At 43.9% G+C, this 14,736-nt stretch carries 16 protein-coding genes; 6 read left to right on the top strand and 10 right to left on the bottom strand.

The features are described from left to right. From FN756_RS04655 to FN756_RS04695, 10 genes are all read right to left on the bottom strand, one after another. Complete coding sequence (locus tag FN756_RS04655; protein ID WP_142601899.1) at positions 1-3,204, bottom strand: coiled-coil domain-containing protein; 3,204 nt, start codon at positions 3,202-3,204, stop codon at positions 1-3. After that, positions 3,201-3,365: a hypothetical protein gene (locus tag FN756_RS14420; protein ID WP_185955174.1), complete on the bottom strand. Its 165-nt coding sequence runs from the start codon at positions 3,363-3,365 to the stop codon at positions 3,201-3,203. The genes FN756_RS04655 and FN756_RS14420 overlap by 4 nt, the downstream gene beginning before the upstream one ends. 35 nt (positions 3,366-3,400) lie before the next feature. Then, positions 3,401-3,757, bottom strand: a complete 357-nt coding sequence (locus FN756_RS04660; RefSeq protein WP_142601900.1) for a hypothetical protein — start codon at positions 3,755-3,757, stop codon at positions 3,401-3,403. Between the two features lie 131 nt (positions 3,758-3,888). After that, complete coding sequence (locus tag FN756_RS04665) at positions 3,889-4,392, bottom strand: hypothetical protein (protein ID WP_142601902.1); 504 nt, start codon at positions 4,390-4,392, stop codon at positions 3,889-3,891. A gap of 35 nt (positions 4,393-4,427) precedes the next feature. Then, entirely contained in the window at positions 4,428-4,889 is a 462-nt protein-coding gene (locus FN756_RS04670) for a hypothetical protein (RefSeq protein ID WP_142601904.1), read from the bottom strand. Further along, entirely contained in the window at positions 4,886-5,389 is a 504-nt protein-coding gene (locus FN756_RS04675; protein ID WP_142601906.1) for a hypothetical protein, read from the bottom strand. Before FN756_RS04675 ends, FN756_RS04670 begins: the two co-directional genes overlap by 4 nt. Continuing rightward, positions 5,386-5,901: a CHAP domain-containing protein gene (locus FN756_RS04680; protein WP_142601908.1), complete on the bottom strand. Its 516-nt coding sequence runs from the start codon at positions 5,899-5,901 to the stop codon at positions 5,386-5,388. The genes FN756_RS04675 and FN756_RS04680 overlap by 4 nt, the downstream gene beginning before the upstream one ends. A gap of 6 nt (positions 5,902-5,907) precedes the next feature. Further along, positions 5,908-6,156 (bottom strand): hypothetical protein, encoded by a 249-nt coding sequence (locus tag FN756_RS04685; protein WP_142601910.1) that lies wholly within the window; start codon positions 6,154-6,156, stop codon positions 5,908-5,910. A 60-nt stretch (positions 6,157-6,216) separates the two neighbouring features. Continuing rightward, entirely contained in the window at positions 6,217-7,305 is a 1,089-nt protein-coding gene (locus FN756_RS04690) for a hypothetical protein (RefSeq protein WP_142601911.1), read from the bottom strand. 65 nt (positions 7,306-7,370) lie between these two features. Continuing rightward, the gene (locus FN756_RS04695; RefSeq protein WP_142601913.1) at positions 7,371-8,423 is read right to left on the bottom strand and encodes a phage protease; all 1,053 of its coding nucleotides are present in this window, start codon (positions 8,421-8,423) and stop codon (positions 7,371-7,373) included. A gap of 164 nt (positions 8,424-8,587) precedes the next feature. On the opposite strand from FN756_RS04695, the gene FN756_RS04700 reads away from it, so the two are divergent. The 6 genes from FN756_RS04700 (at position 8,588) to FN756_RS04725 (ending at position 14,736) form a co-directional block, all read left to right on the top strand. Then, the gene (locus FN756_RS04700; protein WP_142601915.1) at positions 8,588-9,055 is read left to right on the top strand and encodes a DDE transposase family protein; all 468 of its coding nucleotides are present in this window, start codon (positions 8,588-8,590) and stop codon (positions 9,053-9,055) included. Continuing rightward, positions 9,039-10,541 carry a hypothetical protein gene (locus FN756_RS04705; RefSeq protein ID WP_142601917.1) on the top strand — a complete coding sequence of 501 codons (1,503 nt, stop codon included), beginning with the start codon at positions 9,039-9,041 and terminating at the stop codon, positions 10,539-10,541. Before FN756_RS04700 ends, FN756_RS04705 begins: the two co-directional genes overlap by 17 nt. Before the next feature lie 2 nt (positions 10,542-10,543). Continuing rightward, on the top strand, positions 10,544-10,957 hold the full coding sequence (locus tag FN756_RS04710) for a phage protein Gp36 family protein (RefSeq protein WP_142601919.1): 414 nt from the start codon (positions 10,544-10,546) through the stop codon (positions 10,955-10,957). Positions 10,958-10,975: 18 nt separating this feature from the next. After that, complete coding sequence (locus tag FN756_RS04715) at positions 10,976-13,663, top strand: phage portal protein family protein (RefSeq protein ID WP_142601920.1); 2,688 nt, start codon at positions 10,976-10,978, stop codon at positions 13,661-13,663. Between the two features lie 105 nt (positions 13,664-13,768). Continuing rightward, entirely contained in the window at positions 13,769-14,299 is a 531-nt protein-coding gene (locus tag FN756_RS04720) for a phage virion morphogenesis protein (RefSeq protein WP_142601922.1), read from the top strand. Beyond that, positions 14,296-14,736 (top strand): hypothetical protein, encoded by a 441-nt coding sequence (locus tag FN756_RS04725; RefSeq protein ID WP_142601924.1) that lies wholly within the window; start codon positions 14,296-14,298, stop codon positions 14,734-14,736. Before FN756_RS04720 ends, FN756_RS04725 begins: the two co-directional genes overlap by 4 nt.

Here is a 14,736-nt window from a genome sequence, read left to right on the forward strand (position 1 = left end):
TTATCTTCCTAATGACCTCAAATCAGCGTTGCTGTCCATTTTCTTATCTATTGATTTCAGCGAAGTATCAACCGATTTAATAGTATCGGCAGTGATTCGCGTATTCACCTCAATCATTCGCATGGTTTCGTGCTGGGCTTTTATTTCCGCCATTTGGCTTTGCATACTCAAGCCGTGCTCCTTCAAAATACTGTTGGTATCGAGCTGCGTAATGCGCAAGCCTCCGAATTGACCCGCCAATAAATCAGCCTGCTCGGCGCTGATGCCATTAATTGCTCCGGCTAAACCTTTTTGATCAGGCGCATTTTTATCTCCAGTGAAATCAACATCGAATGCAGAGGTCATGGCATCCCATTGCCCTTTCAAACTTTCTGCAATGGCGACTGACTTAGTTCTTAATTCATCAATTTCACCTTGACTGTACTTCCCATCAGAGCCAGCCTTAGCCAAATCGTCATAAAGCGGCTTCATTGCTTCCTCAATAGCTTTGTATTTAAAAGTATTGACAATGGCTTTTTTCAGAATGCTTTCAAAAGAATCCGCAAAGTCTGCAGCTGCGAGCTTCCCATTCTCAAACAATCCTGAAAAGGCATCACTCAGCCTTTCTACAGAAGTACCCGTTAGCATCTCATTCAATTGAGCTGTCACCTCCTCAATATCAACTCCTGTTTTCTGAAGCTCTTCTCTTAACTTTTTAAGCTGGTCGAAATCTTCTTTTGATGCGCCTTTCAATTTGCCCTGCAAATCCAGCTGTTCCATGGCTGCGAAGTCTTTGCCTCCAAGGCTGGCCATGATATCCCAGGTTTTTGCTTTGCGCAACCAAGTGCCATGCTTGTAACCAACCCCATCAACAAACTGCTCTCCCTGTAATGAAGCAAATATTTTATCGTAGGCCTTTTGCAGCTCAGGACTTTGTTTTTTCATGAGCTCCAGCTGATCCACCAACCCTTTGTAGCTGGTTTTACCACGACGAACCTCATCACGCTCACGTTGGCGCAATAACGCCTGGTAATCTCGCTCTCCTTTCACGGCCGAAGCTTGATAGTCGTTCATGTATTTAAAAGCAGCTTCCTTAGCAGCTTTTAACCCTTTGAAATATCCGGCAATGCCATTGATCACCGATAAAGCGGCTCCGGCAATACCTGCTCCAGCCATTACTTTACCAAACGCATCACCTTTTTCATCGGCTTTTTTGTAAGCTTCCTTTTGTCGCTGTATCTCTGCGAAACCAGTAATTACATTTGAAACTGTTCCCAATATGTTGGCAAAATTCCCGTCAATATCCTGCAAGGCATCCGCGATATTTCGCATTGAGTCGGCAGCGGCCTCAAGCCGTTCAGGCAACCGCGCGTTTAATGAACTTTTAGCCTCTTTTAGCTTATCCGCAATTTCTTTGGCGAACTCTGCACTAATTCTCCCTGCATTTACAGCTGCCGCAAGCATGTCTTCAGCATTGGCAATAACCACCTTTGCCGAAGCATCACTCATACTATCAATGCCTTTATATAATTTTTTGTAGGCGTCAAGCTTTTGAATGTTGGCATCATCGAGGGCATTTAATTCATCTTTATGATTGCCTGTTAACTGGGCAATATGATTGGCTTTATCTTTCGCCGAAAGAACAGGGTCCGCTTCGAGTATTTTTTTGTCAGCCTCGTATTGCGCTGATAAACTCTTTCGCTTTTGAAGATAATTCTGAGTGTCTTCAAGCAATTTTTTTAGATATGCCTGGTAATCCTGCGCAGCCTTTTGTCTTTTTTCGTACTCCGCTTTCAGTCCATCCTGCTCATCATCAAAAGCTTCTTTATCCGCTTTTTCTTTCGCTTCTCGTGCTTTTTTTGCTGCGGTTGCTGCTTTTTTAGCCGCCTCCTCAGCTGCTTTCGCCGCCGCCTCACGACTTTTAACGGTAACCGTTTCAACCAATTTCGATTGCCCGGCGAATTTTACCAAAAAGGCAGATTGACCATTCAATATTTTTTCTTGATCATCCAGATCTTTCAGCGCAGCTTGGGCTCGTACATCACTTGAACGCTTACGCTCTGCAACGGTAATCGTACCTCCAGCAATACCTAAACTACTACTGCCTGAGAATGAAGTATCTCCTTCTTTTTCTGCCCGCCGTTTTTCATTTATGTTAGCATTTCGAATTTTTTGCCTTTGAAAATCAATGTCAAGCCTCTTCGCCTCAACCTCATCTAGTTTATCCTTAGCCGCTTTGGCTCTCGACGTTGCTAAAATGGAAGCAGTCAACTCCTCATAGGTTTTCTTTTCTTCCCCGTTTAAAATGGCTTGAATTTGAGCGTTGGCAAACGCTTTAGGGTATTCAGCCCTTAACGCCTTGGCGGCTGCAACCCGCTGTTCCATTGATGAGGATACATCGGTAGCCGCTTTATATAATATTTTAAGTGTCGAAATTTCTTGCCCGGCTTGCTTACTGGCCTTTCCCATTACTTCATTTAACGCCTTGAAATTTGCAACCGATTGACTTATGGCATCCTTTCCTTTAAATAAAGAGCCAATGAAATTGCCAATTTCCTTACCGTAAACAGTAAGCAAAGTAACGACCACCGATAGCGCCGTCCCCCAGCTAAACAAACCACTCACTAATTGCTTCCAAACAGGCACAGCAGTGCCGCCACTTGCTACTAGCTGAGTATTTGCTACCCTTAACCTCCCAATTTCATCTATAAGTATGGGCAAGTTGTTAGATACCGCCATAAACCCTGTTTGAGCCGAATACGTAAAGGCGGGAAGCTCTCTTGATATTTGGTTAATGGAGCTTTGCAAACCATTGGCCGACCGTGCTGCTTTTGGCATTGTTGAGCTTTCCAGTTTTTGCAACTCTGAATTAACAAGCTTCATTTCACTGCGCAGCTCCCGCTCTTTTACAATCAAATCTTGATGCGACTTAAGGAGGGAATTTTTGTCAATGGCTCCACTTCTATATTGTGCACTTAATGCTTTCTCTTCCGCCGCAATCCCTTTGATCTCTAAATTTATTGCAGCAAGGCGCCCCGTAAAAGCATCAGCTTGTATTAAATTACTGGCAATAGAAGCTGCTGTTGCGCGAAATGCATCTGCAGTTTTCTTTGCCGCCTCTTGAGCAGTTGTATTTACCCCTCTTAAATTGGCCTTAATCGCGTCCGTCTCCGATTTAACTTCGGGGTCGTTCAGGTTAAAATTTACGTCCAGTTCTAAGCTCATAAGTTCAATAGTTTGGCAAGCTCGCTGCCGCTTACTTTTTTGGGTTGTTTCTTTTGGCGTTTAAAGCCCGGTGCATCGGCCAGCATCATTCGTATATTGATCCAGCTAATGCCCCACATGATATAGTGATAAGTCCAGCCTGTTTTTTCAGTTACAGCCATGATCACTCCCCAGAGGCTATGAAGGCCTGTTGCCTTTAACTCCTCTCGGTCTCCTGACTCAGATTCGGTTCGGTCATCTTCAGATGACGTGTCAATCTGATAGTATTCAAAAAATCCGCTGTGCCTCCATGCAATACCACCATTTGCATAATGGTATAAAGTGACCTGATAGGCATTCTCCATTTTAGCCAGGCTGCAAGTGGTCGGGCCAAGATTTTCCCGCTCCAATAGCCGTTCAAAATCACGTGGGCAACCAACAAGGCTATCTTACTTCCATGCATGGCCTGCAATTTCAGCAGATCATTCATGTCGAGGTCGTCTAGTTTTTTGTCTTCTATACCCATGCTTAGGTAAATGCGGCTAATACGTAGCGAAGTGCCAAGCTTTGGCATCGGTACAGGCAGCGTCATCGTTTTTTTACCGAATACTCTTAAAAAAAGAGGCGTTTGAACTTTCACCCGAACGCCTCTTTCTAATAATGTATCAGCGGCCTTTTGCTCTATGCTGATGTTATCCATTCTTACTAAACTGGTTTACCATAAGAAATAGGAGAAGTGGCTGTTTTAGTTGGCTGCAACACCACGCCTTTTACTTTAATTACGTTCACCTCATCGCGGGTAAACACGCCTTGTATACGTGCCATTACCTGAACACGGGGAAATTGCCATACTGAGTCCTGAAGGTCAGTGATCTCAAAAGATTTTTCGATAATCGGAGTAAGCTCTGGAGCGTTCCAAATCTTATTGGGATCTGTACCGGTAACCGTACCGCCCATCAAATCCATCATTACATCAGGATCATGGGTTAACAAATCGAACTCAAGTGTGGTTTCACCATTCTTTTGGGTAACATACACAGGCGAGCTTTTGCCCTCAGCCATGATGTTGTTTACCGAGAAGTCGCCCTGCGTTACACGGATTGTGTTTTCGCGAACATCTCCCGGCGAAGTAAGCACGGTGCCCATGCCGCCATCCACAGCAATTGCACCTAGCTTAAATGTTTTGGTTCCTATTGAAAAAGTTGCCATTTAATAACTATTTAAAGGGTTTTAAAATCTGTTAATTATTCAGCTGATTGTTTTTTAGCAACCGCAGCCTTTAGTTTTTCATGGCCGATGTTGTGAGCTGGAGCCTTCCCAAATAATTCAGTGTATTGAGCAACTAACTCAGCGCGTTCAGCTCCGGTATCCACACCTGATTCGTCTTCAGTAGATCCAGCCTTGGTTAGGTCGGATCCGGTGTCCAAACTCGGCTCACCTTCGGCCATACCAGACTTGATTAGGTTAGCTACTGTGTTAGCATCCGCAACAGTAAACTTATCCGAAGCTACTTGCTCAATCTTGTCAATAACATCTAATGTTGCCCGGTGAATTGGCTTTACCTCATTGTTGCCTAAATCCTTGGCCCAGCTTTGGGCGTAGGTTTCAGCGACAAAGGCGTTCCCGTCTGTGGTGAAATAAAACGTGTTTACGTTCGGGTGTGACTCAAAAAGCTCTTTAGCTCTTTCGATATTTTGGTTTTTCATTTTAAGAATTTTAGATATCCCCATCGTAAGGCAATAATTAAAGTGATTCCTAACGACAACCCCGCACAGATACTCATCCATACAGATGGTCGGTTAACTGATTTGTTTGTTTTGTCGGCAATTACAGCCGACTGGGTTGTACTAACCCTGGTTTGTTGGGTATTATCATGGGTTAAGGTGGAGCGGGCTACGGGCTTTGCCTCGGCTAAAAACTCAACTTTTGCACCTGGTTTAGCTCCTTTTATTTTAAGCTTCAACTTAATGCCATTACTTTCAAAAACTGAACTATCCGTTCCGCTTGTGTCAGATAACACTGTTGAGCCTTTTAAGAAATCACCATATTGGTTGATCACCAGTTGCGTATGTTCCTGAATTATGGAAGCGCTGTCAACAGCTTTAACGACATGAACAACATGCTCAGTAGTTTTTTTTCGCACACTGCAGGCATCAAGTAAACCCGCCATGCCAGAGCCAATGATAAGGATGACTACTTTTTTCATACCGTTTCAGGATAAATGAACCCGACCACATTCAACCCCTTTTCGCTGTAAGGCGCTTTTACCAAACGGCGCTTCTCAGCTACTATGTAGCCCTCGCGGCCGCCTTTATCGTTGGTGTTGCCCTCAATGCTGATGAAAGTATTTGCATCCACTACTGATTTGACAATACCCGCATGGCCTTGCCAGCCATTGCCATAGCGCCAAATCGCTATGGCGCCCGGCTTTGGCTTTTGACCAACTTCAAACACGTTGGCTACATCAAACTGGCGGAAGGTTGCCGTTGCTGATCCTGACGCCGCTTTGTTAATGGCCTCCACCAAATCAGGACGAGCTTCAAACGCTTCTTTCCAAATCAGCTCTACCAAATAGCTGCACCAGGCTTCGCCTTCGCGCCAGCCAACAGCTTTCATTTTTTTCTCAAAAGTGGCATCGTTAAAGCCGCTGTTATTGGGCTTTTCGGTTTTGCCTAAGTATTGTGTTGCAATTGCTACTATTAAATCTGATGCTTTCATTGAATTTTATTTTAAACGGCTACCGATCAAATCATCTAATCGCTCAAAGGCTTTCGTATTTTTCTCAATCACATCAAGCATCTGCTTTCGATCCTCTTCAATGTATTTCTCCATCTTTTCCGAAAGCTTGCCCTGCTGCTTCCAGAACAGGTAAGCCACTACCAATAAAATGCTAATCGAAAAGAACTGATCGCCCAATCGCTCCACTATGCCCGTAGGGACAACTTCGGTTATCTGCAATAAGATCCTGTTCATTACTATGGTTTTTGGATTGTTAAAGGATGGGGTGAACCTTCACCCCAAACCGCTATAACTCTATGCAGATGCATCCTGATTGATCATGATAATACCTGCATCATCTGAACGTCTGCGGCGACCACCCATACGTACCAATGCCGAGTATACATCGCCATAATATTGAGGATCATTAGGATTCTCGAAGAACTTCACCTGACCCAAGGCACGGGTAACTGTATCTTTTTGGTAGATCACCGCCACCTCGTTATCGGTAGCCGCAGCCGCAGCACCTAAAGGCTTCACCACATTGGCAGCATCGGAAACGGCTACAGCACTGCGCTCCAAAATATTGAAGCCGTACAGCTTGCCGATGATGCCATTTTTTGCATCCATATACTGCGAAAAGTCGCGATATTGGGTATTCGACAAGCTTTGAATCAACTGATCCAGCATGTTGGAAGGAAGCAATGCATTGCGATCCATTTTGCTAATACCTTGCACATTCAGTTTGGTCATGGCACGGCGCAAGTCGTCATGCACAAACAACTTACGATTACCGGTTGCTGAAGGGGCTGTTCCGGCAGTAGCGCCACCGGTTGTCAATAACTTTGAGTCGGCTGCAATACTGGTTAACCATTTTACAATGATGTCATCGCCAATGGTTTCTGCCAATGCTCCGGCATGGTCGCCAAACACACTGTCAATTTTATTGTACGACAACTCAATTTTTTCAGCATCCTGAATATGCGTAGGAGTAGTCGTATATACGTCCAATGAATAGTTAACATCGGTATCCGTTCGGCCTACCGCAGTGGCAGGGAATGAAGTCCTATTTTTAACAACCGCAGGCGCTGATCCGGGTTGAGGAATATGTACTACTTTACCAGCTAACACATAGTCATCATCGCTATACACGGTTTTTAGAAAGGCATTGTCTTTCCATAACCGCTCAATGATGTAATTGGCCCAGATTTCTACCTCTACACCACATTTAGCATACCTGCTGTTTTGTGGTGCATATTTAATGGCCACTACCGTTGAGGCGATAATAGCCAAACCAACAACTGCAAGCGGCAATCCGGTTGCATCCGCTAAACCCATCGCTACAGGCGACATGATCAGCGTGAATACTAAGAAGGCTATCAGTGCCCTAACATGATTTTTCATTTTTACGTGTATTAAAGGTTATTTAATAAGAATTGATTTGGATGTTTAAATTCAAGCTAACGGCACTACTTGCGGCTAGGGAATTTCTCTTTCATTTTCACCTCGTATTCGTCGGGGCTTAAGGTTTTCAACTTCGATAAACCTCCGTTTTCAAACAGTTCATCGTAGGAGAGTTTTACCAACTCCGCCAACTCGTCTTTTTTACCACCATTATCCGCCGCCAATTGACTTTGCACAGTAGGTGCTGCCTGCATTCCGGTAAACATGGCTTCAACCGTTTCCTTATCAGCTTTGGCCAGTTTGATAAAGTGATCGCGTTGCCCGGCAACAATCTTGCGATCAGTTACCGCTTTATCCACCAAAGCAATCACTTCGTTTTCGGTCTGCTTATTTTGCAACTCGGTTACTTTGGCATCGGCCTGCTCTTTAGCCGTTTTTAAGGTTTGAATTTCGGTGTCCTTCTGCGCTGATAGATTCACGAGGTTGTCAATCTTTGCCAACACTTCAGTAGCACCGGCAGTATCAGCCAAGCCCAGCTTGGTGAGTACATCAGGGGCATTCAATTGAATTGTTTTCATACTATCGTTTGAAATTTGTTTTAGTTGGGGAATTTGGGCGTTTTCGCCGTTGGAGCTGAGTGTGATGAGTTCCTTATTATCATCGTACAAGGCAATGGATAAAGCATCATCGTTGCCGCCAATATCAACTATACTCACTTCTTGCAACACTGATTTAACAAGGGTGTAACCTGTTTGACCCGGCATCAACAGCGATTCATCATCACTCCATGTTTTAGGGTTTAACCCCGCTGAAGCCATGCGTAATGTGCCGTTCTCAAACTTGTTATAGATTGATTTTGCGAACTCGTCGGTATCATCAAACATTGGCTGCCCAGTGATCACTTTGCCGACTCCATCCAACTCTTCGCGCTTCAGTTCAATCACATTACCAATCGGGAGAAACACGTTGTCTTTAGTTCCGAAGGCTCGATTGTGCATCCATAGCATGATGGGATTTTTATCATACTGATCTATGTCAATGCCGTCGGTAAGCACTCGGAAACCGTAAAGGTTTACAGATTCGCTGCTGATGATAATTCGTTTGATTGCTCTTAACATGATGCGTTTTTGCCTTTGTTGAGCACAAACGTACAGTCGAATTAAAGCCTAAAAAAACCGGGTATTTCTATGATGGTAGTAGCTGTAAGCTATCATAGCAATTATTGCTATGATAGCAATTCGCGATTTCTGCAAGGCTTATATATAGCGCATTTTTGGCCTATATGGCAGCACAACCACTATCAAATAAGCAAAAAAAGGAATGGGCAAAACTGCTCTTCGTTCGCGAAAATGTAACCGTTCAAAAGGAATTGGCTCTTCGCGTTGGCGTTTCTGAAAAGACCATCGGCAAATGGATTGAAGAGGAGAACTGGAAGCGGCTTCGAGCTTCCAATGTCATTTCCAAGGATGAACAATTGAGCCGCTTGTACATGCAGCTCACCGAATTGAATGACCATATTTTTCAAAAGCCTGAAGGGTTCCGTTTCGCCGATTCAAAACAGGCCGATACTATTGTTAAGCTGACCGCTGCCATTAAGCAACTCGAAACAGACTGCTCGGTTGCTGAAGCAATGGAAGTTGGTCGTCGTTACCTTCAGTTTATTCGTGTGGTCGATTTTGACAGCCTCAAAACATCGGCCTCTCTGTATGATGCATTTATTAAAAAATTGATCAATGAAAGCCGTAGATAAAAAAGCCGAACAGTTTTGGGACGACTTTATCAGCTCGATGATCAATGCCTCGTCCGTGGATACTTCAGAAACCGAGGAGGCGAAGCGTAAACGCATAGCCGACCTCGAAGCCGATCCGTTTAAATGGATGCCATACTATTTTCCACAATTTTGCTCTGCGCCGTTTTCCCGTTTTCAGCGCCGTGCCTTAAAACGTCTGATTGAAAACAAGCGATGGTTTCAATTACTGATGTGGAGTAGAGAGTTGGCAAAGTCAACCTTTACCATGATGACGGTAATGTATTTGGCGGTAGTTAAAAAGGAGCTGAAAAACATCTTAATGGTGAGTAACAGCTTTGATAATGCAGTGAGATTACTATTGCCTTATAAACTCACATTAGAAAAAAGCCCTCGTTTAATTAATGACTATGGGACGTTTGAGAAATTAGGAGCATGGACAGATAGTGAGTTCACTACCCGCATGGGTTTTAGCTTTCGCGCTTTGGGTGCTGGCCAGTCGCCTCGTGGTACTCGTAACGAGAACTTTCGTGTTGACTGCATCCTGATCGACGATATTGATACGGATGAGGAATGCCGTAATCCTCGTCGTATAACTGAAAAGTTCAAATGGATACAAGAAGCTCTTATTCCTACGGTTTCAGTTTCGGGCAATTATCGAATTATTGTTTGTGGCAATAAGATCGCCAAGGTTTCTATTGTTGCCCTTTGTGAAAAACTGGCCGACCATGTTGACCAAGTAAACATCCGCGATAAAGACGGTAAAAGTTCATGGCCTGAGAAAAACAGCGAAGCCGATATTGATAAAATTCTTTCCTTGATAAGCTATTCATCGGCTCAGAAAGAATACTACAATAATCCTATTTCTGAAGGAACGGTATTCAAAGAAATGAGCTATAAAAAACTACCACCGCTCAAAGAGTATAAGTTTTTGGTATGCTACACTGACCCATCATTTAAGGAAAGTAAGAAGAACGACTTTAAGGCAACCGTGTTGGTTGGCAGATATAAGGATGAATATCACGTGGTCAAAGCCTATGTGGAACAAACAAACACGGCAAATATGATTGATTGGCATTATCAAATAGCTGAGCAATGCGGCGACAAGGTTCCGGTATATTATTTCATGGAGGCCAATTTTATTCAAGACACCTTATTACAGGAATTTTATAAAGCATCTGTTGGTCGAAACAAAACCGTTCCGATCAGAGGTGACGAACGTAAGAAGCCTGATAAATTTACCCGTATCGAATCACTGTTAGAGCCATTAAATCGACACAATAAATTATGGCTCAACTTAGATGAACAAACTAACGCTCACATGCAACGATTGGAAGAGCAGTTTCTTGCTCTAGAGCCGGGCAGTTCTGCACATGATGATGCACCGGACGCTGTTGAAGGTGCAGTGTTCATTATTAATAGCAAAGTAATCCACAGTTCCGCTGCTACAAGCATCGGCAAACGTCAACCTAATTCTAAACGAGTTTAACCATGGCCTTTTTAACCAAAGATGAACTATTAACGCACCTATACGGCGAGGTGATTGATAATATAAGCCAAAACGATGATGACATTGTCATTGCCGCAATTGACGCAGCCATTGCTGAAGCGAAAGGATACCTGAGCCGCTACGATTTGGAGGCATTATTTAGTGCTGATCCAAAAGATGCAATTCTGTTGGTACGTGTCAAAGATATTGCCGTATGGCACTTCCTTGTTTTGGGCAATCAAAGCATTGAACTGGAGTTTCGAGAAGCTCGCTATACCGAGGCGGTAAAATGGCTGGAGAAAATACAGTCGGGCAAATCAGTGCCGCAAGGCTGGCCGTTGCCAACACCTTCCGAAAGTGATCCTGCTGGCGTGTTCAAATACGGCAGCAATCCAAAGCGTAACAACCATTATTAATCCTTAACGATCTTACCCATGTCAAAGAATAATAAAACAGGCTTCAAAGCCCAAAAAGAGGCCGCTCAAGAAACGCCAAGTTTCATAGTGCAAAATCTTACGGTTCGCCCTGCGGCACGCGACTCACAAGATATAAGCAAATGGCGTACAGCTTTAAAATCGGCAGAGGCGACTAATCCTCGCCGTACCTTATTATATGATCTGTATGATGACATTATGCTCGATGGTCGATTAAGTTCGGTTGTTGAAAAACGCATCATGGCAATCACAAATGCAGATTGGGAGTTTGTGAAGGACGGGAAAGTTATTCCGCTGATTAACGACCTAATTGATACACCTGCCTTTGAAGATTTGCTCAAAGAATTGATGTTAACTCGCTTTTGGGGTTACTCGGTATTGGAGTTGCAATTTCAAAAAGATGGATTCAGTTGTTATAGCATCCCTCGAAAACACTTGCGCCCTGAGAAGGGATTAATTGCCAAAGATCAGAGTGGAGAAGGCGACATCAATATCCGTGAAGGGATTTATCTAAACAATATACTGGAAGCTGGTAAGGAGAAGGATTTAGGCATTCTGCTAAGGGCAGCACAATATGTTATTTATAAGCGTGGCGGCTTTGGTGACTGGGCGCAGTTTGCCGAACTATTCGGCATGCCATTCAGAAAAGGCACTTACAATGGCTTTGATGATAGCCAACGTCAAGAGCTCGAAAACTCTTTAGAGCAAATGGGTGGGGCTGCTTATGTTGTATTACCCGACGGTTCAAACGTAGAGTTCATCGAAAACAAAACAAATAGCGACGGATCATTATATGACAAGTTGCGCAATGCCTGTAATGAAGAAATAGCAGTATTGATATTAGGCCAATCGCTCACTACCGGTCAAGGCAGTAACCGAAGTTTAGGCGAGGTGCACAAAGAAGTGGAGGAAAGTATTAACAAAGCCGACCGCCGTTGGGCTAGGCGTTGGCTAAATACCCGTTTTACTAAATGTTTGGAGGCCAATGGACACGCTACACAAGGAGGCTACTTTCAAATAAAAGGCGAGGATGAGGAAAAGATCAGCAAAAAGGACAAACTTGACATGCAACTTAAGTTGGTGAAAGACTTGGATTTGCCTTATGATCCCGATCATTTTTACGAAGAGTATGGACTACCAAAGCCGGCCGATTATGACAAACAAATGGCGGAAAAAACTGCACATACCCCCCAAGCTTCGGAGGGTGATGATGTGCAAAAACCTGCATCTACCCCCCAAGCTTCGGGCAATAAAAATGACAAAAAGCCCAAGGTTCAGAAGAACAATGACAACACAAACCTCTATGCTTTGGATGAGGACTTAAACACAAAGCCCTTATCTTGGTTTGTAAAACTGGCAAACTCATTTGGTTTTTTCGTAGACGCCCCGGCACAAACCGGGGCGACAATGACGGCATGTTGTGGCAGTCACCACACGGCAATTGATACCATTACCCTTGCCGCTATCGATGGTTTTGATACTGATTCGTTGATAAAACGAGCATGGGAGGCAGGCGGTTCAATGGGTTTTGATACTGATTTATTCAATCATACGGCATCAACCCTTTGTGATGGTTTCCTAAAAGGTTGGCGCAGCCGTCCAACAGAGCTAGTGAATATTGGCATTGACTACGGCTTTGATGATCCGTCAATGCTAACCGCATTTGAAACAAATCTCTTCCGTTTTGCAGGGGTGAAAACGTTGTATGAGGCGCAGCAATTGAACACCTTATTCCGCAAAAGCAAAAGCTTTGAAGACTTCTACCATGAGGCGTCTCAACTGGTCAAGGTTCATAATAAGGATTGGTTGCGCACCGAATATGATACAGCCTATGCCGTTGGGGAAAGCACAGCAACCTATAACCGTTTGATGAAGCAAAGGACCTTGTTTCCATACTGGCAATACAAAACAGTTAAAGACAACCGCGTAAGAGAAACTCACCGCTGGCTACATGATGCAGTGTTTCATGTTGATCATAAGGCTTGGCAAACGATTTATCCACCTAATGGATGGAACTGCCGCTGTTACGTGGTACCAAGAACCGAAACCGAAGTAACGCCTGAACTGTTGAAGAATAGCAAACAGCAGCTGGCCGATTACGAAGCTTCACAGGATTGGGACAAAACAAAGAAAAGCGGCTTTGGGATTAACCGGGCAAAGCTTGGCGCGGTGTTTACCGAAAATCAGCAGTATATCAACAGCATGGAAGAGGGCAATAAACTATTGTCTGAATTACGCCCTTCAGACTTTGGATTGCCAAATGTTGAACAGCAATTAGAAGCCAAGGCAAAAGCGGAAATAGACAAAGCCTCTGTTGATACGGATGCTTATTACAAAAAACGTTTAGTAGATGGTGTTTTTCAGGTGAAAGATTATGCCGGTCGTATATTGACGATGAACGAAAAGGATTACGCCAACCATACTACAAACGAGGTTAAAAAACGTCAATACCGGATTGATTACCTAAATGAACTGGAGACTATTTTGAGTACACCTGACGAGGTATGGTTTAACGCCGAACGCAAACAGGATTCCTTGAATCAATTGATGTACATCAAGTATTACAAAGACAAACCATTGGTTGCAGTGGGCGCGATAACGCCAAATGGTGATTTTAAACTAAAGACTTGGTATGATTTAGCCCATGCAGAAATACGCTGGGGTTTATTAGTCAGGAGTTCCAATTAGTGAGCACTCGGCTCATCACCACCAGCCCCTTGCCTCCTGAGATACGAAGTTGCTGTTAAGGGCGCTCACTAATTGTAATTGTAAAAGTAACAAAACTTATTCCAAATGAGCAAGTTCGACGATGAGTTAAATGCATTCTTCAACAAGTTTCAGCATGCCGTACAGGAACATGTACCCAATGTAATTGCCGAAACCGCTACTGAATACTACAAGGAGCGTTTCTTAGAAAAGGAATGGAATGGCCAGCCTTGGGCTAAGTATAAAGGCAAAGAACCCTCACGAGGCTCGTTGATGCTACGCAGTAATAACCTGATGCAAAGCATACGCCCTAAACTCGTGAGCGCCCAGCGAGTAATTATTAGCGCTGGCAGCAGCAAAGTGCCCTATGCTCAGGTACATAATGAAGGTGGTATCATTACTCGTTCTGCTCGCTCCGAAACGTTTGTTCGCAACCGAATAGCCACAGGCAAAAAGAAAGGAAGGTTTAAGCGAGGAACTTCAGAAGGGCAAGGATTTACGTTCAAGGCTTCGACGTATAATATGCCGCAACGCCAGTTTATGGGGCACAACCAAGAACTCAACGACCGAATTAAAACCCGTTTTAATAATTTATTTAAAAGCTTTTTAAAGCCATGAAAACAATCTACTTAAAGTTATTGGCAAGGCTCAAAGAGCTGCCGCAGATCAAATACATTGACCGCGACAAAGGGCAGTTGGAACAATATGAAGGCGACCGACCTCCTGTCGCGTTTCCGTGCATTTTGATAAAACAAAGCCTGCCGCAATGCAAAAACCTTACTCCAAAAGAGCAGCTATGCAGCGCACAAATAACCGTGCGTGTTGCTTTTGATTATACAGGTGACGCCAGCAGCATCAGTGGTGAAGCGAGACTTCAAAGCGCTTTATCTTATTTCGATACCGTCGATGCGGTACTCGCCAAATTGCAAGGCTGGGGTGATGCTGAAATGAATGCTTGGGAAAGAACCAGCCAATTAGAAGAAGATCGACGCGATAATTTCAGCGTGTTAAGAATTACGCTTAAAACTGGGTATCGGGAAACGATTAGCAGTTAA

The organism is Solitalea koreensis, assembly GCF_900182575.1.
In the GTDB taxonomy this organism is placed as follows: Bacteria; Bacteroidota; Bacteroidia; order Sphingobacteriales; family Sphingobacteriaceae; genus Solitalea; species Solitalea koreensis.